The sequence below is a fragment of the Streptomyces sp. NPDC043680 genome (assembly GCF_056436685.1).
Genome location: NZ_JBWKCE010000005.1, coordinates 419,757 through 443,858, shown reverse-complemented (window position 1 = coordinate 443,858; position 24,102 = coordinate 419,757). Strand labels below are relative to the sequence as shown.

Below are 24,102 nucleotides of genomic sequence, written 5' to 3'. Positions count from 1 at the left end.
GCGCGTATTATCACGCGACGATGATCACCTGGGGGAGGGCACCAGCCCCACCAGTCGCCCGACCAGCTCGCCGAAGGGCCCGTCGGCCGGTTCACCGGCCAGGATCCGCCCCATGATGCCCGCCATCTCGGCGTCGTAGGCGGCGCTCACGGCGGCCAGCGCGGCGAAGTCGTGCACGAGCTGCAGCTCCAGCTCGGCCCGCGGGATCTCCCGGTTCTCCAGCCAGATCAGCGCGGTGGACTCGGCGAGCGAGACCCACGAGCGCACGACGAGTCTGAGCCGGGCGGGCGGCTTCTCGATCCCGAGGTGGCGCAGGATCTCCTCGTACGCGGCCTGCCGGACCTCGTCGATCATGGCATTGGTCCGCGTGCTCCCGACGGCGGGTCCCCCGCGCATCAGCGCCGAGAAGCCGGGCCCGTGGTCGTCGACGAACGCGAAGAACCGCCCCATCACCCGCAACAGCCGAGCCCCGAGCGGCCCTTCCTGCGGCTCCACGAACCGCTGCGCGAGCTCGTCGGCGGCCCGCCGCAGGGCGGCCTCGTACAGGCTCAACTTGCCCGGAAAGTAGTGGTAGACGAGCGGCCGCGATATCCCTGCGGCCGCCGCGATCTCATCGATGGACACATCGTCGGGCGAGCGGTTGCTGAACAGCTCCAGGGCCACCCCGATCAGCTGCTGCCGCCGCTCCTCGACACCCATCCTGCGCCGCACCCCGGTTGTCATGCGGACACCCTACTGGGCGCGCGCCACAGGTCAGAGGTCGAGGACCAGGTGGTCGGAGGTGGCGCGGGAGACGCACAGGAGCATGGTGTCCTCGCGTTCCCGGTCCGTGAGGAGTTCGTCACGGTGGTCCACCTCGCCTGCGAGGACGCGGTGTTGGCAGGTGCCGCAGAAGCCCTGTTCGCAGGAGTAGGGGGTGGCGGGGAGTTCGCGGCGGACCGCTGCCAGGGCGGATTCGCCCGCCGCGACCTCGATCGTGCGGCCCGAGCGGTGGAGTTCGACGGTGAAGGGCCGCGCCGGGGCCGTCGAGCCGGCCGGGGCGAAGCGTTCCAGGTGGACCGGGGCGTCCGCCGGGGCCGCCGCCTGGACCGCCGCCATCAGTCCGTCCGGGCCGCAGCAGTAGATCGGGGTGGCGGGGCCGGTCGTGGCGAGGGCCGTCAGGTCCGGGAGGCCCGTCTCGTCCTCCGGGGCGATCGTGACCCGCGCGCCGTACGCCCGCAGTTCGGCGAGGAACGGCATCGAGGCGCGGCTTCGGCCGCCGTAGATCAAGGTCCAGTCGGCGCCCGCCGCGGTGGCCGCGCGGAGCATCGGGAGGATCGGGGTGATGCCGATGCCGCCCGCGACGAAGGCGTACGAGGGAGCGGGGACCAGCGCGAACCGGTTGCGCGGCGGGCGCAGTTCCAGGTCTGCGCCCTGCACCAGCTGGGCGTGCGCCTCGCGGGAACCGCCGCGGCCGTCCTCGATCCGGCGGATCGCGATCGTGTAGCGGCCCGTGTCCGCAGGGTCCCCGCACAGCGAGTACTGGCGGATGAGGCCCGAAGGGAGCCGTACGTCGACATGCGCACCCGGGGCCCAGGGCGGGAGGTCCGCGGATTCCAGGACGAGCTGCAGAACGCCCTCCGCCGGCTCCGTGCGGGAGACGATCGGCGCGCGCAGCCACCGGCGCGGGGAGTACCCGGAGACCGGGATCTCCAGCGCCGGGAGGGGCCACAGGGGGGAGCGGGCGATGCGGTGGCGCAGGGCGCGGCGGGTCAGCAGCGCCGCGCCCGCCAGCGCGGCCACCTTCCACGTGCGGTTCATGCCCCGGCACCGCCGTTCGCGCCGGGCGAGGAGGCCAGGTAGGCCACGGCCTGGGCCGTCGAGCCCTCCCGGGAGGGGTGGTACGTACGGGAGAGGTAGGTCGGGATCGACCTGAGCATCGCGCCCGTCGAGGGGAGCGTGCCGTCCCGGCCCGCCCGGACGAACTGGCCCAGGGAGGCCTTGGCGCCGGGCAGCTCCGGGTCGTTCTCCATGAAGAACCGGGCGCCGCGCTGCCACAGGAACACCAGCGCGGTGAAGGCGGTGGCCCAGGTGCGGGCCCGGCGGCGGTAGCTGCCGTCCACGTGCATGAACAGGTCGAAGGCCACCGACCGGTGCTCCACCTCCTCCGCGCCGTGCCAGCGCAGCAGGTCGAGCATCACCGGATCGGCGCCCCGCCGGTCCAACTCCTCGGCGTTGAGCACCCAGTCGCCGAGGAAGGCCGTGTAGTGCTCGATCGCCGCGATCAGCGCGACCCGCTCCATGAGCCACCAGTGCCGGGCCCTGCCGGGCGGCAGGGTCCGGTCGCCGAGCAGCTTCTCGAAGAGCCAGTCCACCTGCGCCGTGTACGGGGTCGGGTCCAGGCCCAGCCGCTTCAGGTGGGGCAGTACCTCGTCGTGCGCCGCGGCGTGCATGGCCTCCTGACCGATGAAGCCGACTACGTCCGCGCGCAGTTGCTCGTCCTTGATGTAGGGGAGCACCTGCTTGTAGACGTGCACGAACCAGCGCTCGCCCGCGGGCAGCAGCAGGTGCAGCACGTTGATGGTGTGCGTGGCGAACGGGTCGCCGGGCAGCCAGTGGAGTGGGGTGTCCTCCCAGCCGAAGGACACGTTGCGCGGCTTCAGGTCTATGTGTTCCGACACCACGGGGGCGGGCGCAGGCGGCGTATTAGACATGGCGTCAATGTACTGAGGGGTAGCAGGGAGGAAAACCCCTCTGCACCGCCCACTTCCCGCAAGCGCCCCGCCGCCCGGCCGGACTACCGCAGGACGCCCGCCTTCGTCCCGTCCGTGAGCCTGCCCGCCAGGTCGACCTGCGCCCCCTCCGGGGCCTTCACCGCGAGCCGGTTGCCCGTCGCCGCCCCGCTCACCCCGCCGCCCGACACCGACAGCGAGGCGAACTGCGCGCTGCCCGCCGCCAGGACGTACCACTGGCCGGCCTTGGACTTCCACAGCACGCCCGCCAGCACCCGCGGCTCCCGCGGTCCGCACGCCCGCGAGCCCTCCGCCTTCGCCGCCTGCGCCGCCAGCGGGGCGCCCGGGGTCAGGAACTGCGCCTGCACCCGGTCCTGCGTGCCCGTCCAGGTCTCCGCGCGCGTGCACAGCCAGGTCGCCGTGCCCTCGCCCTCGGGCAGCGGTTGCTTCGCGTACGTCCAGGCGTTGACCGTACGCACCCCGTGGGAGCGGACCGACGGAAGGAGGCAGGCGATGCGGGACCAGTCGCCGAGCTCCGCGCCCTCCGTCACATCGCGCTCGGCGCCCGGCGCGCCCGAGGTCAACCGGGCCGGGGTGAGCTCCCCGAGGTCGGTGATCAGCCGGGTCGCCCCGTCCCCGGTCAGCGCCAGCGCGTTCCAGCCGGTACAGCTGCCCGCCGGAGCGGGGCTCGCCACCGGCGGGGTGACCCCGTCCGGGCTCAGCTTCAGGGCCGTCGGCGCCTCGCCCGGCTTGAGCAGGTCCCGCTCGCCCGCGCCCGTGATCCAAGGCGCGGTCAGGTAGCGCACGTTGCCGTCGACCCGGCTCAGCACCAGCGCCGTGGCGGTGTCCGCGGAGGCACCGTCCGTCCGGGCGAAGTCGAGGGCGGCGACCGAGGTGCCGGCGCGCGGTTCGGCGTACCGGACCACGCGCAGGCCGTCGTACAGCAGGACCACCACGGCCTGGTCGACGGTGCCCGCGTACAGCAGCTGCGGCGGCCCCATCGGCGGCCCGGGCGGTGTGCCGGGGGTGGCCGAGGCCACCACGGAGGAGCCGGGCCGGGCCCACACGGCCAGCGCCCGGCGCAGCAGTGCGGTGTCCCCGATCCGGTCCCCGCGGGCGGGCCAGGCGGAGAAGTCCGTACGGGAGGACGTACGCCAGAGCGTGGGTGCGACCCGGACCAGCTTCGCCGGGTCCAGGGCCTGCTCCGCGGCCGCGTTCTTCGCGTACGGCGGGGCCGCGGCCCCGTCCGCGCCCCAGCCCCCGCCCGGCAGCGCGAGCAGGGCCGCGCACACGGTGAGGGCGGCCCCGGCGGCCAGCGCGGCCCGCGCGAAACGGCGCCGCCGCAGCAGATCGGTGGGCCGCGCCTGGAGGACGCAGGGATCGAACTCGGGGGACGCGAACAGGGCGTCGTGCGCCGGATCCCCCGATTCCACGATCGCGGCGGCCGGGTTCGCGACCCCCGCCTCGGCCAGCACCCGCAGCACCTCCGGCTCCGGCAGCCGCTCCAGGGCCCGCAGCACGCAGGCCGCCCGGCCGGGCCCGTCGAGGGTGGCCAGCCACTGGTCCAGGGCCAGTTCCTCGGCGCCGCCGGAGCGCGGGAAGAGCCGCAGGCCCCACACCTGGGGGAGCAGCACGGGCAACTGCGCCCGCCGCGGCAGCGCCCGGAACGTCAGGGGGATCCCGGTCTCCAGCGCCGCACGCAGCACCCGCGCTCTCACGTACGCGTACCCGGCGTCGGTGCCCGCGACCCCGGCCCGCTGGCCCGGCACCCCGCCCTGCACGGTGCCGGCGGCCGCGACCTCAGTCGCGCGCCGCCCGCGCGGGAGTGCCCGCTGTGTCAGCGCGTGGGCGGTGAGCACGCGCCGGTTGCGGCCGAGGGCGGGCGGCAGTACCAGGTAGGCGAGCCGTACCAGCCGCGGATAGTGCTCGACGATGGCGGCCTCGGCCTGCTCGACGTCGGGCACGGGCGGCACGGGAGACGAGGGGCGGGTGGCGGTATCCGGCGCAGTCACGTTCAGCAGAACGAGCGAATCGTCGGATGGTCACCCGTCCGCTGTACGAGTCCCCCGGCTGCCGCGGCGGGGCACCCGGGGCGGAGAACCGCGCCGGGTGCCCCGGGAGGGCCTCAGACCACCAGGCGGGCGCGCATCGCCTCGACCGTCTGGTCCGACACGCCGAGCCCCTCACGGACGTACTTCTCCATGGATCCGAACCGCAGGGCGACCTCGTCCAGCGCGGCTTCCAGGTACGAGGGGAACACCCCGATCAGCGCCAGCGCGATCTCCGGGTCGCCGCCGGCCATCGTGAAGCCCTCGATCAGCCGTGCGAAGGCCTGCTTGACCGCCGGATTGACGGAGAGGTATTCGGCCATCAGGGTGTCCTCGTCCGCGCCGAGCAGCGACAGGACCACCGTCGCACCCCAGCCCGTACGGTCCTTGCCGGCCGTGCAGTGGAACAGCAGCGGGCCGGCCTGCGGATCGGCCAGCTCGGTGAGGAGCACCGCATACGCCGCCTGGCCGGAGTTGGTCCGCACGAAGGACCGGTAGGTGTCCTGGAACAGGGCCTGGGCCTTGCCCGCGCCGAGGTGCTCCTCCGCCCGCGCCGGGTCGGACAGCAGGTCCTTGAGCTGTGTGGCGGCCGGTATCCGGCCGGAGCTCAACATGTCGGCGAGGACGTCCTGGACCAGCAGGCGGGCGCCGTCCGGCACCCGGTCCGGGTAGTCGGCGCGCTCGGCCGCGGTGCGGAAGTCGATGACCGTACGCAGGCCCAGCGCGGCCACGGCCGGGTCGGCGTCCACGTCGAGCCGGTCGAGCTGGCCCGAGCGCAGGACCAGGCCGGGGCGGACGGTGCGGCCGCCGGACAGCGGGGTGCCGCCGAGGTCGCGGAGGTTGGCGACGGTGGTGGAAGGGGTGGCGGTGGCGGTCATCGTGGCAGCTCCAGCGGTGGGCGCGTCGTATTCATCCGATTTTCAGGTGTTTCGGTGGGGATAGGTAATCGAGCACCAGGGAAACCCCGACGCCGATCCCCAGGGCCGCCAGGTGCCCGGCATCCGTGAACGTCCGCTTCCGCGCCAGCACCGGCTGCGCGGCCAGCGCCAGCAGCCCCACCCGGACGGCGGTACGGACCGGTCCGCGCGGCAGCGCGGAGGTCAGTGCGCCGAGCACGGCGTTGAGCCCGTAGCTGGTCCCGACGTCCAGGGCCCTGCGGGTGGCCGGGCCGGCCGTCCGGCGCAGCACGCCGTAGACGAGGAGCGTGGCCGCGGTGTGCCCGAACAGGAACACCGCGGCCGTCCACCAGGCCCCGTGGGCGTACTCCGCGTAGCCGAGCACCGCGACGAGCAGCAGTGCGTACGGCAGCGGCATCGGCTCCTCGACGACGAGGGCGCTGGTCAGGACCGTCTCCCAGTGGCCGGCGTCAAGATTGTCGACATTCGTCGAGCAGCGCCGCAGCAGCCGTTCCCGGTCCGCCGCCGCCATCCGCTCCAGGGCGTACGCCCCGAGCTGGACCCCGCCGGTGTACGCGGCGCCCGCGAAAGGTGGTGGCCATGACAATGGATTCACCGGACCATGATCGGACAGGGGTCTCCGTCGAACGGCACCGGGTCCGCATGCGAGCATGTCCCGGTCATGTCTGGGAGCCCCGCGCCGATGCGCGCCGCACGCACCGCGTTGTTCGCGGCGGTGTGCACCGCATTGGGTGCGACGGGGCATTCGCACATGTCCGGTACGGACGTCCCTGTATGGGGATTTCTGGGCGCTTTCGGGGTGACCGGAGCCCTCGCCTGGCCGGCCGCCGCCCGCCGCCGGGGGCCCGCGGGCATCACCGCGGCCCTGCTCACGGTCCAGGCCCTCCTCCACCTCGTCTTCTCCACCACGGCACCGGCCCCTTCGGCCGGGAGCGGCCACGGCACGGCCGGGATGGAGGGCATGGAGGGCATGGAGGCGGCGGCCGGGATGCACTCCCTGCACGCCATGCACTCCCTGCACGGCATGCACGCGGCAGCCGGAACGGCCGGGCATCCGCGGGACGGGCTCGGCGGGCTCGGCGGGCTCGACGGGCTGGTCGGGTACGGCGGGTTCGGGATGCTGCTCGCCCACCTGCTCGCCGGCCTGCTCTGCGCGGCCTGGCTCGCCTGGGGCGAGGCCACGGTGTTCCGGTTGGCCGGAGTCCTCGGCGCCGCCGCCCTGCTGGCGGCCCGTCCGCTCGCCCGTGCCGTCGCGCTGGTGCGGACGCGGCCGGCCCCCGTACCGGGACGGCCCGCGCCCCGGCCCTCGTACGCGCGCCCGCGCCGGCTGCGCGGAGCCGTACACGCGCATGCCCTGGTGCGCCGCGGGCCGCCGTGGAGGCGGGACACCCGCGCCACGGCCCCCGGCCGGCCCACCCGCGCCTGCGTCTGACGGACGCACGCGCCACGGCGAGACCTGGGGGCCGATCACCCATGTCTTCGCCAACACCTAGGACCCTCATGTCCCTTGACGAGGTCGACGTCCGCATCCCGGACGCCGATGCACCCGCAACCGCGCCCAAGGCAGGCAGCTGGGCCGCCATACGGCCCCTGCTCCTGCGCCTGCACTTCTACGCCGGGATCTTCATGGCCCCGCTGCTGTTCGTCGCGGCCGCCACCGGACTGCTGTATTCCGCCTCCTGGCAGGCCGAGAAGATCCTCTACGCCGACCAGCTCACCGTCGCCCGCGTCGGCGACAGCGCCCTCCCCCTCGGTACCCAGGTCGCGGCAGCGAAGGCCGCCGCCCCCGACGGCAAGGTCGTGTCCGTGTGGCCCGCGCCCGACGCCGAGGCGACCACCCGCGTGGTCATGGAGAAGCCCGGCCTCGCGGAGGGCGAGAACCTCACCGTCTTCGTGGACCCCTACACGGCCCACGTGAACGGACGGCTCACCACCTCCTCCGACGCACTGCCGCTGCGCGCCTGGCTCAGCGAGTTCCACTCCGACCTCCACCTCGGGGAGTTCGGCCGGAACTACAGCGAGCTCGCCGCGAGCTGGCTGTGGGTGGTCGCCCTCGGCGGCCTCGCCCTGTGGATCGGCCGCCGCCGCTCCCGCAAGGCCCGCCTCGTGCTGCCCGACCGCGCCGCCACCGGGCGCCGCAAGACCCTCTCCTGGCACGGGGCCGTCGGCCTCTGGGCCGTCACCGGGCTCGTCGCCCTCTCCGCCACGGGCTTGACCTGGTCGAAGTACGCCGGTGAGAACATCGGGCAGCTGCAGGACCGCCTCGGCGGAGCCACCCCCACCGTCTCCGCCTCCCTCTCCGCCGCGGCGGGCGCGGCCGGGGGCGACGAGCACGCCGGGCACGTGATGACCGAGGGCATGGAGATGCCCCCGCCGGCGCCCACCGCCGACATCGGCATCGACAGGGCCGTGGCCGCGGCCCGAGCCGCCGGTATCACCGAGCAGCTCCAGGTGACCCTCCCGGCCAAGGGCAAGGGCTACGTGGTCAAGGAGAAGGACAAGCAGGTGCCCGTGCACCTGGACGCCGTCGCCGTCGACCCGGCCGACGGCAAGGTCATGGACGTCCTGCGGTTCTCCGACCATCCCGTGCTCGCCCAGCTCACCCGCTTCGGCATCGACCTGCACATGGGCCAGACCTTCGGCCTCGCCAACCAGATCGCCCTGGCCGCGCTCGCCGTCGCCTTGATGTTCCTCGTCGTCTGGGGCTACCGGATGTGGTGGCTGCGCCGGCCCACCAAGGAGCGCAGGTTCTCGGTCGGCCGCGCCCAGCCGCGCGGCGCCTGGCGGAAGGCGCCGCTGACGGTGCTGCTCCCGCTCGCCGCGGTGACGGCGGTGGTCGGCTGGTTCGTGCCGCTGCTCGGCATCAGCCTGCTCGCCTTCCTCGCGGTCGACGTACTGCTGGGAGCGGTGGCGGCGCGCCGCGCCAAGGCCGCCTAGTCCGGCGCGGACCGGCCGGTGGGCCCGTACTCCCGCAGCGGGAGTACGGGCCCACCGTCAGTTCCCGGCGTTCGCAAGGCCGTCAGGCGGGTGCCATGGGGCTCACAGGGCGGACGGGGAGTACTTGTACCCGACCCGCCGCACGGTCTGGATCGCGCCGCGGTGGGCCGCGCCCAGCTTGCGGCGCAGCCGGGCGATGTGGACGTCCACGGTCCGGCCGTCGCCGACGTGGCCGTAGCCCCAGACCGTGGTGACCAGCTGGTCCCGGCTGTGCACCCGGTGCGGGTGCGCCACCAGGTGGGCCAGCAGCTCGAACTCCAGGTACGTCAGGTCGAGTACCCGGCCGTCGACCTCGGCGGTGCGCTGCGCCGCGTCGATGCGGACCAGGGCGTCACCGGTGGTGGTCCCGGCGACGGCCGTCGGGGCGGTGGCGGTGGCGGTGGCCGCGGGCGCCGGGACGGGAACGGACGCGGGGGAGAAGGCGATCTGCGGCTGCTGGTCGGCCGGTACGAGGACCAGGTAGCCGATCATCGGCGGCTGGCCCGGCAGCGCCGGCAGGGTGTGCTGGGGCGCGGGCAGCCAGGTGGCGCCGGGCGGGAGCAGGTCGACCACGCGGGCGACTTCGTCCCGGTCCACGGCGCGCAGCCGGTGGCGCGGACTGGGCGGGAAGGGGAGGGGAGCGGTCGCAGCGGAGACGGCGGAGGCGGAGGCGGACGTCAGGGAACGGGTGTGGGACATGAGTGGTCAGCTCTTTCACGCGGAGGTCGGCAGGAGAAGGTGCAGACGTGCGGACGTGCAGACGACGTCGCGTACCGCGCAGACCGAAGGCCTTGGGCAGGTCCGTTGGCGGATCCCGGAAGGCTTTAGAGGGCCGGCGCGTTCTTCGCGCGGCAACACTCCCGGTCGTAATCGTGATCCTGACGAGAGGGCCAGAAAGGCTCGAGGTCGCTGCGACCGTTCGAGGGGTGCGAGTGGCTGGCCATGGGCCTCATTGAAGCAGATGCGGGGGCGGCGGGGCAGGTCCTGTCTCGAAAGGTGGAGCGGAATCTCAAATTCCGCGATCTTCCTCCTAGGAGGCCGGGTGCGATTCCGGATGAACCGTTATCATCCGGACCGGCCCCCTTCCCCCGGCGAGGCCCGCGTATCGCATCGTGGGCAGATCCGTCCCACACCGCCGGACAGCACAACGCCCGCCGGTCCACGGGGACTCGGCGGGCGACTGCGGGTCAACCGGGGCTCAGACCAGGCCGTCCTTCTCCAGGCCCGTGCAGCAGGTGTCCGTGATGAGGCGGGTCACCACGTACGGGTCCACGTTGGCGTTCGGGCGGCGGTCCTCGATGTAGCCCTTGCCGTCCTTCTCCACCTGCCACGGGATGCGGACCGATGCGCCGCGGTCGGAGACGCCGTAGCTGAACTCGTTCCACGGGGCGGTCTCGTGCAGACCCGTCAGGCGCTCGTCGATGCCGGCCCCGTAGTTCTTCACGTGGTCCATCGGCTTGCTGCCCTCGCCCAGCGCCTCGCACGCGGAGATGATCGCGCGGTAGTCCTCGCGCATCGCCTTCGTGGAGAAGTTGGTGTGCGCGCCCGCGCCGTTCCAGTCGCCCTTCACCGGCTTCGGGTTCAGCGTCGCGGAGACGTTGAAGTCCTCAGCCGTGCGGTAGAGCAGCCAGCGGGCGATCCACAGCTGGTCCGAGACCTCCAGCGGGCCGACCGGGCCGACCTGGAACTCCCACTGGCCGGGCATGACCTCGGCGTTGATGCCGGAGATGCTCAGGCCCGCCGCCAGGCAGTGGTCCAGGTGCTTCTCGACGATGTCGCGGCCGAAGATCTCGTCCGAGCCGACACCGCAGTAGTAGCCGCCCTGCGCGGCCGGGAAGCCGTTCACCGGGAAGCCGAGCGGACGGGCCCCGTCGAAGAAGGTGTACTCCTGCTCGATGCCGAAGATCGGCTCCTGGCCCGCGAACTTCTCGGCGACCGGACGCAGCAGCGCGCGGGTGTTCGACTCGTGCGGGGTCATGTCGATGTTCAGCACCTCGCACAGCACGAGGACGTTGTTCCCGCCGCGGATCGGGTCCGGGCAGGAGAACACCGGCTGGAGCACGCGGTCGGAGGCGTGGCCCTCGGCCTGGTTGGTGCTCGATCCGTCGAAGCCCCAGATCGGGAGCTCGGCGCCGTCGGCGAGGATCTTCGTCTTGGAGCGCAGCTTCGCCGTCGGCTCGGTGCCGTCGATCCAGATGTACTCAGCCTTGTAGCTCACGGGCCCCATCCTTCGGTGCGTCGCTCCGGCGCAGCCTCTGCGGGTGCTGCTGCTGCGGGTCACTGCGTTGCGCGGTCGCTGCGTTGTGCCGTCACTGCGTTGTGCGGTGCTGCGTTCTGCGGTGCTGCGGTTCTGTGGTGCTGCGGCGTGAACCGCAGCGTGTACTGGGCAGCGTGCCCCGCGGCGATTCCTCTTCCGTTGCCCGTGTGTGAACCCCGTGTTACCGAGGTTTACACCGCAGGTCGGGTGGCTTGTGCGGGTTGGTGGCAGCACACCCGTCCGAGTGGGGCAGACTTGGCAGGTGAGCATTTCGTACGATTTGACCTCTGGCGGTGCCCCCACGGGTCCCCTTCCCCTGCCCGCCCGACCCCGGGTCGGCCTGCTGGGCACCGGCCCCTGGGCGCACCGCACCCACGCCCCCGCCCTCGCCGCCCACGCCGGCTCCGAATTCGCCGGCGTGTGGGGCCGCCGGCCCGAAGCCGCGGCCGAGCTGGCCGACGCGTACCACGTGAAGGTGTACGAAGACCCCGACGCGCTGTTCGCGGACTGTGACGTCGTGGCCTTCGCCCTGCCGCCTGACGTGCAGGCCCCGCTCGCCGTCCGCGCCGCCGCCGCGGGCCGCCACCTGCTGCTCGACAAACCCGTCGCCACGACCGTCGCGGACGCCCGCGCCGTGGCCGACGCCGCCGCCCGGCACGGCGTCGCCTCCGTCGTCTTCTTCACCCTCCGCTTCGCCGAGCCCGCCGCCGGCTGGGTGCAGGAGCAGGTCGGGCGCACCGGCTGGTTCACGGCCAGTGCGCACTGGCTCGGTGCCGTCTTCCCGCCCGACGGCGCGCCCAGCGCGTACGCCGACTCGCCCTGGCGCAAGGACAAGGGCGGACTGTGGGACGTCGGCCCGCACGCCCTGTCCGTGCTGATCCCGGTGCTCGGCGAGGTCACCTCGGTCAGCGCCACCCGCGGCCCTTCCGACGTGGTCCAGCTGGCCCTGCGCCACGCCTCGGGCGCGGCGAGCACGGCGGTGCTCAGCCTGGGCGCACCGACCGCCGCCGCCGGGGTGGGGCTGGAGGTGCGCGGAGCCGAGGGCGTCTTCTCGCTGCCCAACTGGACCGACGTACCGGGTGCGTACGGGCGCGCCCTGGACGCCCTGCTCACCGCCGCCCGGACCGGTGTGCCGGATCCGCGCGGGGCGCGGTTCGCGGCGCGGGTGACCGAGATCCTGGCGGAGGCGGAGGGGCAGCTGCCCGACTGAGCGCCCGGGGTCGAGGTGGGGCTCGGGCCTGCTGCGCCCGCGGCTACTTGAGGAGGGCGTTGGCCACGATGATGACCAGGCCGATGGTGGCGTCGGCGAGGCCGATCAGCAGGGCCGAGCCGATCCGGTAGCCGACCCGGACCGCCACGAAGGACCCCCAGCCGAACAGCAGCGCGGTGTTCACGCCGAGCCCGACGGCGGTCACGCCGGAGGAGTCCCAGTGGGCGAGCCCGGCGGAGACCAGCAGCAGCACGGTGGGCAGGGTGGCGGCGATGACCGGCCACTCGTTCCACAGCGCCCGCCCGAGCAGTCGCCACCGGTGTCCGGCGGAGCCGGCGTGGTGGCTGCTCATGTGGTGGGAGTAGCCGTGCGCAAGGCCGGCTGCGGCCGCGGTGACCAGCACCCAGCCGGCGTCGTGGTACGGGGTGTAGTCGCCGCCCTTCCGGTCCAGAGCGGCCAGCAGCCCGGCGGCCAGCACGGTCCCGTACACCCCGCCGAACATCCAGTCGGCCGTCCGCCGCGGCGGAGGCAGCAGGCGGTCGCCGCGGCCGGCGGCCTCCGGTGCGCTGTCGTGCGGCTGCGGGCCCTGCGGCTGCTCGGTCACGACGGTCCGACCCCTTCGATGTGATGGGTGCGTTGTGTCTTTTTCGCACCTTATGGGGTGGGGAAGTGAGGGCGAGATCAGTCCGCCCTGCCCGCTCCGGTCACGGCCGGTGGGGCCGGAGGCGGCGGCGGTGCGGAGGCGGGGTCGTCGGGCGTCGTACCCGGGAGCGGGGGCGCCGCCCGTACCGGCTCGGCCGGGACCGGGCGTGAGGGGGCGTCAGTCCGGGAGCGCCGGGCTGGGCGGTCGCCGGTCGGCTGCTCGGCCGATCCTGAGTCGACCGGGCTCGGGCTCCGCTGGATTCACGCCCGGCCCGGCTCCGGCCCGGCCGGGGCTCACCCCGCGCGGCTCCGGACCGGCCGGTTCCGGCCCCCTGGGCTCAGGCTCGGCGGGAGAGGGCCTCGCGGACCGCCTCCTCGGAGCGGGCGACCACCGCGGTGCCGTCCTCGGCGGTGATGATGGGGCGCTGGATGAGCTTCGGGTGGGCCGCGAGGTGGGAGATCCAGCGGGCCCGGGCCGCGTCGTTCTCCTCGCGCGGCAGGTCCCGTACGCCGGTCTCCTTGGCCAGCGGGTCGGAGGTGCGGGTGATGTCCCACGGCTCCAGCCCGAGGCGGCCGAGCACCTCGCGGATCTCGTCCTCGGAGGGCACGTCCTCCAGGTAGCGGCGGACGGTGTAGTCGGCGCCCTCGGCGTCCAGCAGGGTGAGCGCGCTGCGGCACTTCGAACAGGCGGGATTGATCCAGATCTCCATGGGTCCAAGCCTAGGCGGTGCCGGTCTGGCCAGGGGCTTCTGTCAGTGGGCGCCGGTAAAATCGAGGGAGAACGACAGGACGCCAACTACCGTTTGGGAGGCTGTAGATGGCCACTGCCACCACCGTCCAGCCCGTCAAGAAGAAGCCGTTGCCCGCGGGTCTGCCCCGCGAGTGGTACGAGAGCCACAACCGCCGGCTGAAGGCGATGCGGCTGGCGATATCCCTGCTCGACTCGGGGACGTACGACGCCCGGCGCGCCACCAACCGGAAGATCCGCACGATGGCCGTCCGTACCGGCATCCACCGCCCGTCGAACGTCACGTGCAAGCTGGTGCGCGCCTTCATCGTGAGCAACGCGGCCTGAGCCGCCCGCCTGCCACGGCACGCCGCCGGGACCCGAGCCCGGGCCCCGGTCGGCGGCCGGCGGCGGGCTGGCCGGGTCAGCGGCAGAAGGCCATGACGGTCTCGTCGAAGTCCGGGAACTCCCGGCCGGCCAGCTCGATCACGGTCTTCGCCGGCTTGCGCCGGTCCGGTGCATGGCGTTCCGCGATGGCCGTCCGCTCCGCGTCGGGGCGCGGGAGCCGGTCGGGCGCGTACGTCGTGGCTGCTTCCAAGGGGCCGAAACCGTCGGCGAGCAGCCACAGGAAGTCCCCCAGATCGCGGGCGACGACGCCGGTCTCGCCCTCGGAGCCGAGGAAGACGACGGGCTGCCCGGACAGCGGCCGGTCCGGGCGGACCAGCCAGAAGGCGGCGAGGCCGCCGGTGCCGTCCTGGCCGAAGACGCGGAACTCCTCGCCGGTCAGCTCCGTGTTGCCGGTCCATGCCTGGAACCAGTCGGCGGTCTCGGCGGCGGACAGGAAGGAGTCGAAGGGCTCGAAGTCGATCCCGTCACCGTTCTCGTAGTCGAACGGGGCCGCCATGGCGGCGGCGAGAGGTGCGGGGAAGCGGCGGTCGTCGGCAGGCGTCACGCGCACAGGCTAGGGGGTGACCCCCTGGTCGGGGCCTGCCGGGTGCGGCCGTGGGCCGTGATCCGCGAGCTCGCTCAGCCGTGGACCGAGCCGTCGGCCGTGGCGGTTGCCGAGGGGGCCGGGAGGGTCAGGACCAGGAGGGCCACGTCGTCGGGCGGGCCGCCGCGGGTAAAGGCCACCAGGTCGCGCCAGACCGCGAGCAGCAGGCCCGAGGGGTCGGTGGCCAGGACGGGGACACGGGTGGCCAGCGGGTAGAAGTCGCCCGCGGCGTCGCGGGCCTCCGTGACCCCGTCCGTGTGGGCGAGCAGGCGGTCGCCGGGGAGGAGGGGGACGCAGGTGACCGGTGGCGGGGTCGATCCGGCCAGGCCCAGGCCCAGCGGGGGCCCCGGTTCCACGTCCACCTCGGACACCGTGTGCGTCCGCAGCAGCAGCGCGGGCGGGTGCCCGCAGGACACGACCCGTACGAGGTCCTGGCCGGGCGGGAACTCCAGCAGCAGGGCGGTGGCGAACAGTTCCGGCCGCTCACCGGGGGGAGCGGCCGGGTCCGAGAGCGCGGGCTCGGCGGTGTCGGCCAGCAGCCTGCGGTCCAGCCGCGCGGCCACCGCCGTGAGCTCCGCGTCGTCGAGCACCCCTTCGCGGAAGGCCCCGAGGAGGGCCGCGACCGTGCCGACCGCGGCCAGGCCGTGTCCCTGGACGTCGCCGACCAGGGCCCGGACCCCGTACGGCCCGGCCCGCACGTCGTACAGGTCGCCGCCGACCAGCGTGCCCTGCTGGGCCGCGCGGTACAGGCCGGCGCAGTGCACCGGGCCGACGCGCTCCGGCACGGGCGGCAGCACGGCGAGCTGGGCCGCCTCCGCGACGGTGCGCACGTTCACCAGCTGGGCGTCACGGCGCCGCCGCACCCAGGCGATCACCACGCTGAGCAGCGCGACCACGGCGACGGTGGCCAGGTCCGAGCCGTGGGCGTGCGCTATCCCGAGTGACGGGACGCCGATCAGCAGGAGCACGATCGCGGCGAAGACGGCGGTGCCGGCCGCCCCGTACGCGAAGGCGGCGACGGGGGGCAGGCCGGCCAGGAAGTAGCCCAGCTCGACATCGCCCGGGGTGGCGCGCTGCGCGAGCACCAGCACCACCATGGCCACCGCGGGCGCGAACCGGGCCCAGCGGGGTGGCGGCTCCCCGCGCAGCCAGCCGGGCTCCTGGCGTCGGCGTCTCACCCCTCCACCCTGGTACGGGGGCGGGGGCCGCGCACCCCGGACCGCCCCGCCGGGTGGCCTTGCGGGGTCCGTACGCCGAAAGTGGTCCCGTGACGGAAGAGATGCAGAGCGCGGTGATCAGCACCAGGTTGAACTGGCTGCGCGCGGGGGTGCTCGGCGCGAACGACGGGATCATCTCGACGGCGGGCCTGGTGGTGGGCATGGCCGGGGCCACCACCTCGCGCTCGGCGATCCTGGCGGCAGGGGTGGCGGGGCTGCTGGCGGGTTCGCTGTCGATGGCGGCGGGGGAGTACGTGTCGGTCAGCTCCCAGCGGGACTCCGAGGAGGCCGCGCTGGCCCTGGAGCGGCAGGAGCTCGCCGAGGAGCCGGAGGCGGAGCTCGACGAGCTGACCGAGCTGCTGGAGGCGAGGGGGCTGAGCCGGGCCCTGGCGCGGGAGGCCGCGGAGCAGCTGACGGCGCGGGACGCGCTGAGGGCGCACGCGAGGGTGGAGCTCGGTATCAATCCGGACGAGCTGGCCAATCCGTGGCACGCGGCGCTGGCGAGCCTGGTGGCGTTCACGGTGGGGGCGGTGCTGCCGCTGCTGGCGATCGTCCTGCCGGGCCCGTCGGAGCGGGTCCCGGTGACGGCGGCGGCGGTCCTGGCGGCCCTGACCCTGTGCGGGGTCCTCAGCGCCCGCCTGGGCAGCGCGCCGGTGCCGAGGGCGGTCCTGCGCAACGTCGCCGGCGGCGCGCTGGCGATGGCGGTCACCTACGCGGTGGGCACCTGGCTCGGCACGTCGTGACCCGGCCCCCGTCCCCTCCGGGGGCCGGTGGTGCCGGGCCGTGCCGCGTCGGGCCGCCGTGACGGGTGGCGGCATGATGGGGGGATGCGTATCGCTCTCACCGGGGCCGGTGGTCTCATCGGGCAGGCCCTGGCGCGGTCCCTGCGCGCCGACGGGCACGACGTCGTCCGCTTCGTGCGCCGGCCGCCCACCGCTCCCGACGAGGCCGCCTGGGATCCCCGCCGCGGGTACGTCGACCCCGCCGGTCTGGACGGCTGCGCAGCCGTCGTGCACCTCGCCGGGGCCGGGGTCGGGGACCGGCGCTGGACCGACGCGTACAAGAAGGAGATCCGCGACAGCCGGGTCGACGGCACGCGCGCCATCGCCCGCGCCATCGCCGCGCAGGACCGGCCGCCCGCCGTCTTCGTCTCCGGCTCCGCCATCGGCTACTACGGCGACACCGGTGACCGCCCCGTCGACGAGGACGCCCCTGCCGGGAGCGGCTTCCTGCCGGAGGTCTGCGTCGCGTGGGAGGCCGCCGCCGCCCCCGCCCGGGAGGCCGGCGTACGGACGGTCCTCGCCCGGACCGGGCTGGTGGTCGCCGCCCAGGGCGGGGCCTGGGGGAAGTTGTTCCCCCTCTTCCGCGCGGGGATCGGGGGCCGGCTCGGCGACGGCCGCCAGTACTGGTCGTACATCTCCCTCCACGACGAGATCGCCGCCCTGCGCCACATCCTCGCCACCCCCGGCCTCTCCGGCCCGGTCAACCTGACCGCCCCGGAACCGCTGACCAACCGTGAGGTCACCGCGGCCATGGGCCGCGTGCTGCGCCGCCCGACCCTGTTCTCCGTGCCGGCGCCGGTGATGCGCGTCGCCCTCGGGGAGTTCGCGCAGGACGTGCTCGGCAGTCAGCGGGTGCGTCCCGCGCGGCTGTTGGAGTCGGGCTTCGCCTTCCGTCACCCGGGCATCGACGAGGCGATCCGCGCGGCGCTGGCGGGGGAGCACCCTTAACCACCGTGCGACCGTTTGTGCCCCGAATGCGACCGCTGTGCGACCGGAGTTGACCGTAATACTCCGCCCCGCCGGGGTTCCCCTTGAGCCGCTTGGGGGAAGGAGGAACCCCACACAGCCGCGCCGACCTCGGGGAGGGGCACGTGCTCACCAGCTCGCACCATGCCGCACAGCATGCGGACGTCGTCATCGTAGGAGCCGGGGTCTCAGGACTCGCGGCCGCACACCACCTGATCGCGGCAGGGGTCACGGTCACCGTCCTGGAGGCCGCCGGCGACCCCGGCGGACGGATGGCCACCGAGCAGGCCGACGGCTTCCGGCTGGACCGGATCGGACAGCTGCTCAACACCTCCTACACGGAGCTCGACCGGACCCCCGGCCTCACCGACCTGGTCCTGCGGCCCTTCGCACCGGGGGTGCTCGTCCACGCCGACGGCAGGCAGCAGCGGGTCGGCACCCGCACCCCGGCCCGTGCGCTGGCCAGCGGCTCCTTCGACCAGGCCCGCCTCAGCGCGTTCCTCGGCCGGCTCGCGGCCCTGCCCGTCGACCGGGTCCTGGCCCGCCCCGAGCGCACCGCGCTCGCCGCCCTGCGCTCCCGGGCCCTCGGCACCACCCTGCGGCCCCTGCTCTCCGCCCTGCTGCGCGATCCGGAGCTCACCACCTCCAGCCGGGTCGCCGACCTCGCGCTGCGCAGCTTCGCCCGCGGCCGCCTCGCCGTGCCCGAGGGCGGCGCCTCGGCCCTGCCCGAACTGCTGGCCGCCGCGCTGCCGCCCGGCACCGTCCGCACCGGGGTCCGGGTCCGGTCGGTGGCGACCAACCTCGTCACCACCGAGGACCACGGCGACTTCGGCTGCCGCTCCGCCGTCCTGGCCACCGGGGCCCGGGCCGCCGCCGAGCTGCTGCCCGGGCTGCGGGTGCCGCACTTCCACGAGGTCACGGTGATCCACCACGCCACTCCCGCCGGGGCGGGACCGCTGCCCTGGGACGGCTCGCTCCTGCTGGACGGCGACCCGGGGTGGCCTGTCGCCCACACCGCCGTGATGAGCGCCGTCGACCCGACGCGGGCCCCGGCCGGCCGGAGCCTGGTCACCACCACCGTGCTCGGGCCGCCGCCGGCCGCCCGTACGGTCACCTCGCGCCTGGCCCGGCTGTACGAGACGGCCACCCGCGACTGGGAGCTGCTGGCCGTCCACCACACCCCGGAGGCCGTCCCGGCCATGCCGCCGCCCCACGACCTGCGGCGCCCGGTACGGGTCCTGGCGGGGCTGTACGTGTGCGGCGACCACCGGGACTCCAACACCGTGCAGGGCGCCCTGAACTCCGCCCGCCGCGCGGCCACCGCCGTCCTGCGGGACTTCGGCATCCGGCTCCCGGCCACCGCGGAGCCCGCCCTCCCGGCGGCGGCCTGAGGCCACACCCGCCAGGGGTCCGGTTCCGCTCCCGGGACCGGACCCCCACGGGTGTCGGCCGCGCACGGCCCGGGCCGCCGACGGGCGGAGTCCGTCGCAGCGACCCGAAGCCCGTGAGGACCCCGGGGCCGAGCCGTGCGAGGGGCGCGTCAAGATCAGGACAGCGCCGCGACCCGGTCCCGGTAGGTCCGCACCGCCGCGGCGTCCCGGTACGGCTCCAGCCTGCGCTCGAAGTCCCGTACGTACTCCACCGCCCGCACCGACCGCATCTCCATGGCCTGCTGCGCCGCCTCCGCACCCAGCGCGCAGGCCTGGTCCAGCTCCCCGAGCCCCAGCCGGGCCGTGGCCAGCACCACCCGGCAGAACAGCCGCGAGCGGGCGAAGCCCGGCGCCCGCAGCTGGAGCGAGCGCTCCGCGTGCTGGGCCGAGGCCCGGTACTGCTGGAGGTCCCGGTGGCAGTGCCCGAACTCGTCCGCCAGCTGCGCCTCGTCGAACAGCCGCGCCCAGTGCGGTACGTCGTCCCCCGGCCGGGCCGTGCCCAGCGCCCGCTCGGCCCGCACCAGCGAGGCCGTCGCCGCCCGGACCTCGCCCAGCACCGCGTGCCCGCGCGCCTCCGCGGCGTGGAGCAGCGCCTGCACCACCGGCGGGGGCCCCGAGCCGACGCCCTGCTGGGCGACGCGGGCCAGCTGTACCGCCTCCCGGCCGTGGCCGAGGTAGACCGCCTGCCGGCTCATGGTCACCAGCACGTAGCTGCCGTACGGCCGGTCCGCGGCCGCCTGCGCGAGGCGCAGCGCCTGCACGAAGTAGCGCTGGGCGAGGCCGTGCGCCGCGATGTCGTACGAGGTCCAGCCCGCGAGCCGGGTCAGGTCGGCCGCGGCCGCGAACAGCCGCCGCCCGGTGGTCTCCCCGTAGGTGCCGCGCAGCATCGGCTCGGCCTCGTGCTCCAGGTACCGCACCAGCGCCTGGCGGGCGTGGCCGCCGCCGTACGTCTGGTCGAGGCTGCGGAACAGCTCGCTGACCGAGCGCAGCGCCGCGATGTCCCCGCTGGTCACCCGCTGCCCGGGCCCCCGGTCGATCTGCCGCTGGCGGGGGACCGAGGGCCGCCCCTGCATCGGGACGCGGGCCGCGGCGGCGGCCGGGTCGGCGCCGCGGCCCACCCGTTCGTCGGGCCGCCCGATGAGCCAGTCCCGGCTGGGCACGACCAGTCCGGCCGGGGTGAAGGCGATCTTCCGCAGCTCGGCGTGGGAGCCGGAGTCCTTGCGCCACAGCCCGCTGGCGATGTCCACGGCCTCCTCCGGCGTGGCCGCGAACTCCAGCCCCGCGTACACGGGCGCGCAGGCGTCCAGCCCGAGGTCCTGGGCCGAGAGCCGGCGGCCCAGGCGCCGGGTGAAGACCTCCGCGATCAGCGCCGGGGTGGTTCCGCGCGGCTGCTGCCCGCGCAACCAGCGGGTCACGGAGGTCTTGTCGTACCGCAGATCGAGACCGTGCTCCAGACCGAGCTGGTCGACGCGGCGGGCGAGCCCGGCGTTGGAGAACCCGGCTTCCGCGATCAGCGCCGCGAGCTGCCGGTTGGGGACGCGCTGGGCAGGTCGTTCCGTCATCGGCTCCACGGTTTCCGTACGTGACGGACCGGAGTCCCGGCCCTTGAACGGCGTGAATGTAGCGGCGAACTCCGTCCTTGCCGTCCTGTCCGCCCCACAGTCATCCGATCGTGTGCAGAATCGACCGGGCTCTTTACGGACCGGTCCCCTCCGCCCACGTACGCTGCGCGCATGACCCGCAGGCCCCAGGGGGCGCAGTCGCCCGCAGACACCACCGCGGCACCGTCCGCGCCCGAGCCGCTGACGGCGCCCGAGCTCACCGAGGCCGAGTGCCGGCGCTGCGGTACGTACATCGCGGGGCTCGACGGGCGCTACGCCTGCGGGGTGTGCGGGTGGGTCAACGACCACTCCGAGGGCCACCGGCGGCTGCCGCGAGCGGACGAGGACCCGGACCGGCCGGCCCACGGGCGCCGGCGCCCCCGGCTCCTGCCGTGGCCCCTGCCGGAGCTGCGCGGGCGGCTGCCGGAGGCCCCGCCGCCGGGCGCCTGAGGCAGCCGGAACGGGCGGCCGTACCCTTGGCTGGTGCGATACGTGCACGCAGCAGGTTCAACGAGGAGGCGCTGCCGTGGCTGAGCTCGGTTTTGTCCATCTGGGCTTCGGACCGGACTACGTCGAGTACACCCAGGCCTGGGAGGAGCAGCGGCGGGTCCACGCCGCACGCTTCGCCGACGAGCTGGGCGACACCTGCCTGCTGCTGGAGCACCTGCCGGTCTACACGGCGGGCCGGCGCACCGAGGACAGCGAGCGGCCGCTGGACGGCACGCCCGTCGTCGACGTGGACCGCGGCGGCAAGATCACCTGGCACGGCCCGGGCCAGCTGGTCGGCTACCCGATCATGAAGCTGCCGCGGCCGGTGGACGTGGTCGCGCACGTCCGCCGCCTGGAGGAGGCGCTGATCCGCACCGCCGCCGACTTCGGCCTGGAGACCACCCGGGTCGAGGGCCGCAGCGGCGTCTGGGTGCTCGGCGACCCCGTGGAGGAGCGCCCCAGGATCGGCGGCCTCTCCCTGGACTTCGACCCGCGCCTGCACGACGAGGAGTTCGACCCGCGGCTCAACGGCCCCGAGTACGCCCCGTCCAACGCCGGCCAGCGCCGCGAGGACCGCAAGCTCGCCGCGATCGGGATCCGGGTCGCCAAGGGCGTCACCATGCACGGGTTCGCGCTGAACGTGAACCCGGACAGCACCTGGTTCGACCGGATCATCCCCTGCGGCATCCGGGACGCCGGTGTGACCTCGCTCTCGTACGAACTGGGCCGCGAGGTCACCATCGCCGAGGTGCTGCCGGTCGCCGAGAGGCACCTGAAGGACGTCCTGGAGCACGCCGAGCTGCGGCCCCGGGAGATCGAGCCCGTCGCGGGCTCCTAGCGCCCGGGGAATGGTCCCGGCGGCGCGCAGGTTGGCCGTCGTAAGAGCGTACGAAATTACGGGCGTACCCTGGTGGGCGCCGAAGAATCGAAGTCACAGGGAGCCGGTCGTGTCCGCAGTCGCACCCGACGGACGCAAGATGCTGCGCCTGGAGGTCCGCAACAGCCAGACCCCCATCGAGCGCAAGCCCGAGTGGATCAAGACCCGGGCGAAGATGGGTCCCGAGTACACGAAGATGCAGGCCCTCGTGAAGGGCGAAGGACTGCACACGGTGTGCCAGGAAGCCGGTTGTCCGAACATCTACGAATGCTGGGAGGACCGCGAGGCCACCTTCCTCATCGGTGGCGACCAGTGCACCCGGCGCTGTGACTTCTGCCAGATCGACACGGGCAAGCCCGAGGCCCTGGACCGCGACGAGCCGCGCCGCGTCGGCGAGTCGGTCGTCACCATGGACCTGAACTACGCCACCATCACCGGCGTCGCCCGCGACGACCTGCCGGACGGCGGCGCGTGGCTGTACGCGGAGACCGTGCGCCAGATCCACCAGCAGACGGCCGGCCGCGAGGGCGGCCACACCAAGGTCGAGCTGCTGGCCCCCGACTTCAACGCGGTACCGGAGCTGCTGGAGGAGGTCTTCGCCTCCCGCCCCGAGGTCTTCGCGCACAACGTCGAGACGGTGCCGCGGATCTTCAAGCGGATCCGCCCCGCCTTCCGCTACGAGCGCTCCCTCGACGTGATCACCCAGGCGCGCGCCTACGGCCTGGTCACCAAGTCGAACCTGATCCTCGGCATGGGCGAGGAGCGCGAGGAGGTCTCGCAGGCCCTGAAGGACCTCCACGAGGCCGGCTGCGAGCTCATCACCATCACCCAGTACCTGCGGCCCTCGCCGCGGCACCACCCCGTGGAGCGCTGGGTGAAGCCGGCCGAGTTCGTGGAGCTGGCGCAGGAGGCCGAGGAGATCGGCTTCTCCGGCGTCATGTCCGGCCCGCTGGTCCGATCCTCGTACCGGGCCGGCCGGCTGTACCGGCAGGCGATGGACAAGCGCGGCGGAGCCGGAGCGTAGGCGGTGCGGAGCCGGACCGCAGGCCGGGGAGCGCGCAGCCGTCCGATCGACGCGACGAGTGTGTGAATTCGCGCACAAAAGCTTACTGACGAGTAATACGCACCGGCGCGGCCCCTAGGCTCTTTATAGGAAGAGTCCGGCGGGCCGCGCCAATGTTTCATCATCGTTTGACCGCGGGGTCATGCCCTGGTAACACCAATCAGTGACGATAGGTCCACGCACCGCGCACACCACCGCACAGCCCTGACCGCACTGTCCGACGTGAGCACCGTGAAAGGGATCGACACTATGCAGGCCGCGCCCGTACGCGCCATCGCCATCCCGTCGTTCACCGATGCCTTCCGCGGCATCGAGTCGCTGCTCATGAGCGGCGCCCGCCGCAACGCCTGGAGCGCGGTCCTCGAAGACCGGCGCAGGGCCAGGGACCGGGTCGAGACCGAGCACGTACTGGAGGCCGCTGCGACCCGGACCCCGCAGGCCACGTAAACTTCGCTGTATGGCGAGGAAGTCAAACGCAGAGACTGCTGCGAACCCCGGGCGACTGAAGCAGATCGCCCTGACGTACAAGATGACGCGCAAGGCCGACCCGAAGGTCGGTCTGATCGTCGCGGGCGTGGGAATCGTCACCTTCGGTGTCTTTCTTGCGATCGGCTTCCTGATCGACCACCCGGTCTACCTGGGCATTCTGGGCTTCCTGGTGGCTTTCCTCGCAATGGCGGTCGTCTTCGGACGGCGGGCCGAGCGAGCTGCCTTCGGGCAGATGGAAGGACAGCCGGGCGCGGCCGCGGCCGTACTCGACAACGTGGGCCGGGGCTGGACGACCACCCCGGCCATCGCGATGAACCGGAACCAGGACATCGTCCACCGGGCCGTCGGCAAGGCCGGCGTCGTGCTGATCGCCGAGGGCAACGCGAACCGGCTCAAGCCCATGCTGGCCGCCGAGAAGCGCAAGATGGCCCGGATCATGCCGGACATCCCGGTGCACGACTTCATCGTGGGCACGGGCGAGGGCGAGGTTCCGCTCAAGAAGCTCCGTACGACGCTGCTGAAGCTGCCGCGCGTACTGGCCGGCCCCCAGATCACCCAGGTCAACGACAAGCTGCGGGCCATGGGCGACCTCATGAGCAACATGCCGCTGCCGAAGGGCCCCATGCCCAAGGGCATGCGGATGCCGCGCGGCGGAAAGATGCGCTGACCCGCTTTTCGTATACGACGAGGACGCGCGCGCACGTCACAG

The 24,102-nt window shown here is 73.9% G+C and carries 25 protein-coding genes; 12 read left to right on the top strand and 13 right to left on the bottom strand.

The features are described 5' to 3' along the window. Positions 1-24: 24 nt before the first annotated feature. The 6 genes from AC0666_RS14365 to AC0666_RS14340 all read right to left on the bottom strand — a co-directional run bounded on the left by AC0666_RS14365 (position 25) and on the right by AC0666_RS14340 (position 6,271). Positions 25-723 carry a TetR/AcrR family transcriptional regulator gene (locus AC0666_RS14365; RefSeq protein WP_468967324.1) on the bottom strand — a complete coding sequence of 233 codons (699 nt, stop codon included), beginning with the start codon at positions 721-723 and terminating at the stop codon, positions 25-27. Between the two features lie 30 nt (positions 724-753). After that, positions 754-1,800 (bottom strand): PDR/VanB family oxidoreductase, encoded by a 1,047-nt coding sequence (locus tag AC0666_RS14360; protein ID WP_478707654.1) that lies wholly within the window; start codon positions 1,798-1,800, stop codon positions 754-756. Beyond that, the gene (locus AC0666_RS14355; protein ID WP_478707653.1) at positions 1,797-2,693 is read right to left on the bottom strand and encodes a metal-dependent hydrolase; all 897 of its coding nucleotides are present in this window, start codon (positions 2,691-2,693) and stop codon (positions 1,797-1,799) included. The genes AC0666_RS14360 and AC0666_RS14355 overlap by 4 nt, the downstream gene beginning before the upstream one ends. Positions 2,694-2,776: 83 nt before the next feature. Continuing rightward, the gene (locus AC0666_RS14350; RefSeq protein ID WP_478707652.1) at positions 2,777-4,723 is read right to left on the bottom strand and encodes a hypothetical protein; all 1,947 of its coding nucleotides are present in this window, start codon (positions 4,721-4,723) and stop codon (positions 2,777-2,779) included. 113 nt (positions 4,724-4,836) lie between these two features. Continuing rightward, entirely contained in the window at positions 4,837-5,637 is an 801-nt protein-coding gene (locus AC0666_RS14345; RefSeq protein WP_468967313.1) for a tyrosine-protein phosphatase, read from the bottom strand. 31 nt (positions 5,638-5,668) lie between these two features. Further along, on the bottom strand, positions 5,669-6,271 hold the full coding sequence (locus tag AC0666_RS14340) for a rhomboid-like protein (RefSeq protein WP_468967310.1): 603 nt from the start codon (positions 6,269-6,271) through the stop codon (positions 5,669-5,671). 87 nt (positions 6,272-6,358) lie between these two features. On the opposite strand from AC0666_RS14340, the gene AC0666_RS14335 reads away from it, so the two are divergent. Continuing rightward, positions 6,359-7,108, top strand: coding sequence for a hypothetical protein (locus AC0666_RS14335; RefSeq protein ID WP_468967307.1), 750 nt, complete (start codon positions 6,359-6,361; stop codon positions 7,106-7,108). A 68-nt stretch (positions 7,109-7,176) separates the two neighbouring features. After that, positions 7,177-8,613, top strand: a complete 1,437-nt coding sequence (locus AC0666_RS14330) for a PepSY-associated TM helix domain-containing protein (protein WP_478707651.1) — start codon at positions 7,177-7,179, stop codon at positions 8,611-8,613. A 102-nt stretch (positions 8,614-8,715) separates the two neighbouring features. Here the strand turns inward: AC0666_RS14330 and AC0666_RS14325 are convergent, their stop codons facing one another. Together AC0666_RS14325 and glnII are read right to left on the bottom strand one after the other, a co-directional pair. After that, on the bottom strand, positions 8,716-9,351 hold the full coding sequence (locus AC0666_RS14325) for a winged helix-turn-helix domain-containing protein (RefSeq protein ID WP_478707650.1): 636 nt from the start codon (positions 9,349-9,351) through the stop codon (positions 8,716-8,718). 499 nt (positions 9,352-9,850) lie between these two features. Continuing rightward, positions 9,851-10,870, bottom strand: coding sequence for a glutamine synthetase (glnII, locus tag AC0666_RS14320; protein ID WP_361725686.1), 1,020 nt, complete (start codon positions 10,868-10,870; stop codon positions 9,851-9,853). 307 nt (positions 10,871-11,177) lie between these two features. Here glnII and AC0666_RS14315 point away from each other — a divergent pair, with 307 nt between their 5' ends. After that, complete coding sequence (locus tag AC0666_RS14315; protein WP_468967602.1) at positions 11,178-12,119, top strand: Gfo/Idh/MocA family protein; 942 nt, start codon at positions 11,178-11,180, stop codon at positions 12,117-12,119. A gap of 43 nt (positions 12,120-12,162) precedes the next feature. Here AC0666_RS14315 and AC0666_RS14310 read toward each other — a convergent pair whose 3' ends face one another. Together AC0666_RS14310 and AC0666_RS14305 are read right to left on the bottom strand one after the other, a co-directional pair. Further along, positions 12,163-12,723: a hypothetical protein gene (locus AC0666_RS14310; RefSeq protein WP_468967296.1), complete on the bottom strand. Its 561-nt coding sequence runs from the start codon at positions 12,721-12,723 to the stop codon at positions 12,163-12,165. A gap of 376 nt (positions 12,724-13,099) precedes the next feature. Further along, a complete protein-coding gene (locus AC0666_RS14305; RefSeq protein ID WP_361725692.1) occupies positions 13,100-13,471 on the bottom strand; it encodes an ArsC/Spx/MgsR family protein in 372 nt (123 codons plus the stop codon). A 107-nt stretch (positions 13,472-13,578) separates the two neighbouring features. Between AC0666_RS14305 and AC0666_RS14300 the strand changes: the two genes are divergently transcribed. Continuing rightward, on the top strand, positions 13,579-13,836 hold the full coding sequence (locus AC0666_RS14300) for a hypothetical protein (RefSeq protein ID WP_356853130.1): 258 nt from the start codon (positions 13,579-13,581) through the stop codon (positions 13,834-13,836). Between the two features lie 76 nt (positions 13,837-13,912). Here AC0666_RS14300 and AC0666_RS14295 read toward each other — a convergent pair whose 3' ends face one another. Both AC0666_RS14295 and AC0666_RS14290 read right to left on the bottom strand, forming a co-directional pair. Then, positions 13,913-14,440 (bottom strand): SMI1/KNR4 family protein, encoded by a 528-nt coding sequence (locus tag AC0666_RS14295; RefSeq protein WP_478707649.1) that lies wholly within the window; start codon positions 14,438-14,440, stop codon positions 13,913-13,915. A gap of 74 nt (positions 14,441-14,514) precedes the next feature. Beyond that, positions 14,515-15,657: a PP2C family protein-serine/threonine phosphatase gene (locus AC0666_RS14290; RefSeq protein WP_468967290.1), complete on the bottom strand. Its 1,143-nt coding sequence runs from the start codon at positions 15,655-15,657 to the stop codon at positions 14,515-14,517. A 101-nt stretch (positions 15,658-15,758) separates the two neighbouring features. Between AC0666_RS14290 and AC0666_RS14285 the strand changes: the two genes are divergently transcribed. From AC0666_RS14285 to AC0666_RS14275, 3 genes are all read left to right on the top strand, one after another. After that, the gene (locus tag AC0666_RS14285) at positions 15,759-16,439 is read left to right on the top strand and encodes a VIT1/CCC1 transporter family protein (protein ID WP_361725726.1); all 681 of its coding nucleotides are present in this window, start codon (positions 15,759-15,761) and stop codon (positions 16,437-16,439) included. Positions 16,440-16,523: 84 nt separating this feature from the next. Then, on the top strand, positions 16,524-17,426 hold the full coding sequence (locus AC0666_RS14280) for a TIGR01777 family oxidoreductase (RefSeq protein WP_468967287.1): 903 nt from the start codon (positions 16,524-16,526) through the stop codon (positions 17,424-17,426). Between the two features lie 143 nt (positions 17,427-17,569). After that, positions 17,570-18,835 (top strand): FAD-dependent oxidoreductase, encoded by a 1,266-nt coding sequence (locus AC0666_RS14275; RefSeq protein ID WP_468967284.1) that lies wholly within the window; start codon positions 17,570-17,572, stop codon positions 18,833-18,835. A gap of 155 nt (positions 18,836-18,990) precedes the next feature. Here AC0666_RS14275 and AC0666_RS14270 read toward each other — a convergent pair whose 3' ends face one another. Next, complete coding sequence (locus tag AC0666_RS14270) at positions 18,991-20,436, bottom strand: NsdA family TPR-like regulatory protein (RefSeq protein ID WP_468967281.1); 1,446 nt, start codon at positions 20,434-20,436, stop codon at positions 18,991-18,993. A gap of 171 nt (positions 20,437-20,607) precedes the next feature. On the opposite strand from AC0666_RS14270, the gene AC0666_RS14265 reads away from it, so the two are divergent. The 5 genes from AC0666_RS14265 to AC0666_RS14245 all read left to right on the top strand — a co-directional run bounded on the left by AC0666_RS14265 (position 20,608) and on the right by AC0666_RS14245 (position 24,060). Further along, a complete protein-coding gene (locus AC0666_RS14265) occupies positions 20,608-20,925 on the top strand; it encodes a hypothetical protein (RefSeq protein ID WP_478707648.1) in 318 nt (105 codons plus the stop codon). 76 nt (positions 20,926-21,001) lie between these two features. Further along, on the top strand, positions 21,002-21,802 hold the full coding sequence (lipB, locus tag AC0666_RS14260; RefSeq protein ID WP_468967275.1) for a lipoyl(octanoyl) transferase LipB: 801 nt from the start codon (positions 21,002-21,004) through the stop codon (positions 21,800-21,802). A 109-nt stretch (positions 21,803-21,911) separates the two neighbouring features. Further along, on the top strand, positions 21,912-22,865 hold the full coding sequence (lipA, locus tag AC0666_RS14255) for a lipoyl synthase (protein ID WP_478707647.1): 954 nt from the start codon (positions 21,912-21,914) through the stop codon (positions 22,863-22,865). A gap of 288 nt (positions 22,866-23,153) precedes the next feature. Continuing rightward, the gene (locus AC0666_RS14250) at positions 23,154-23,351 is read left to right on the top strand and encodes an SCO2195 family GlnR-regulated protein (protein WP_356853145.1); all 198 of its coding nucleotides are present in this window, start codon (positions 23,154-23,156) and stop codon (positions 23,349-23,351) included. 10 nt (positions 23,352-23,361) lie between these two features. Next, positions 23,362-24,060: a DUF4191 domain-containing protein gene (locus AC0666_RS14245; protein ID WP_468584225.1), complete on the top strand. Its 699-nt coding sequence runs from the start codon at positions 23,362-23,364 to the stop codon at positions 24,058-24,060. The last annotated feature ends 42 nt before the right edge of the window (positions 24,061-24,102 follow it).

Bases quoted from the DNA above. Each gene is read 5' to 3' on its own strand.
- AC0666_RS14280 (WP_468967287.1), top strand. From the start codon at position 16,524: ATGCGTATCGCTCTCACCGGGGCCGGTGGTCTCATCGGGCAGGCCCTG.
- AC0666_RS14355 (WP_478707653.1), bottom strand. From the start codon at position 2,693: ATGTCTAATACGCCGCCTGCGCCCGCCCCCGTGGTGTCGGAACACATA.
- AC0666_RS14330 (WP_478707651.1), top strand. From the start codon at position 7,177: ATGTCCCTTGACGAGGTCGACGTCCGCATCCCGGACGCCGATGCACCC.
- AC0666_RS14300 (WP_356853130.1), top strand. From the start codon at position 13,579: ATGGCCACTGCCACCACCGTCCAGCCCGTCAAGAAGAAGCCGTTGCCC.
- AC0666_RS14270 (WP_468967281.1), bottom strand. From the start codon at position 20,436: ATGACGGAACGACCTGCCCAGCGCGTCCCCAACCGGCAGCTCGCGGCG.
- AC0666_RS14250 (WP_356853145.1), top strand. From the start codon at position 23,154: ATGCAGGCCGCGCCCGTACGCGCCATCGCCATCCCGTCGTTCACCGAT.
- AC0666_RS14245 (WP_468584225.1), top strand. From the start codon at position 23,362: ATGGCGAGGAAGTCAAACGCAGAGACTGCTGCGAACCCCGGGCGACTG.
- AC0666_RS14265 (WP_478707648.1), top strand. From the start codon at position 20,608: ATGACCCGCAGGCCCCAGGGGGCGCAGTCGCCCGCAGACACCACCGCG.
- AC0666_RS14335 (WP_468967307.1), top strand. From the start codon at position 6,359: ATGCGCGCCGCACGCACCGCGTTGTTCGCGGCGGTGTGCACCGCATTG.
- AC0666_RS14285 (WP_361725726.1), top strand. From the start codon at position 15,759: ATGCAGAGCGCGGTGATCAGCACCAGGTTGAACTGGCTGCGCGCGGGG.
- AC0666_RS14305 (WP_361725692.1), bottom strand. From the start codon at position 13,471: ATGGAGATCTGGATCAATCCCGCCTGTTCGAAGTGCCGCAGCGCGCTC.
- AC0666_RS14345 (WP_468967313.1), bottom strand. From the start codon at position 5,637: ATGACCGCCACCGCCACCCCTTCCACCACCGTCGCCAACCTCCGCGAC.
- AC0666_RS14365 (WP_468967324.1), bottom strand. From the start codon at position 723: ATGACAACCGGGGTGCGGCGCAGGATGGGTGTCGAGGAGCGGCGGCAG.
- AC0666_RS14325 (WP_478707650.1), bottom strand. From the start codon at position 9,351: ATGTCCCACACCCGTTCCCTGACGTCCGCCTCCGCCTCCGCCGTCTCC.
- AC0666_RS14360 (WP_478707654.1), bottom strand. From the start codon at position 1,800: ATGAACCGCACGTGGAAGGTGGCCGCGCTGGCGGGCGCGGCGCTGCTG.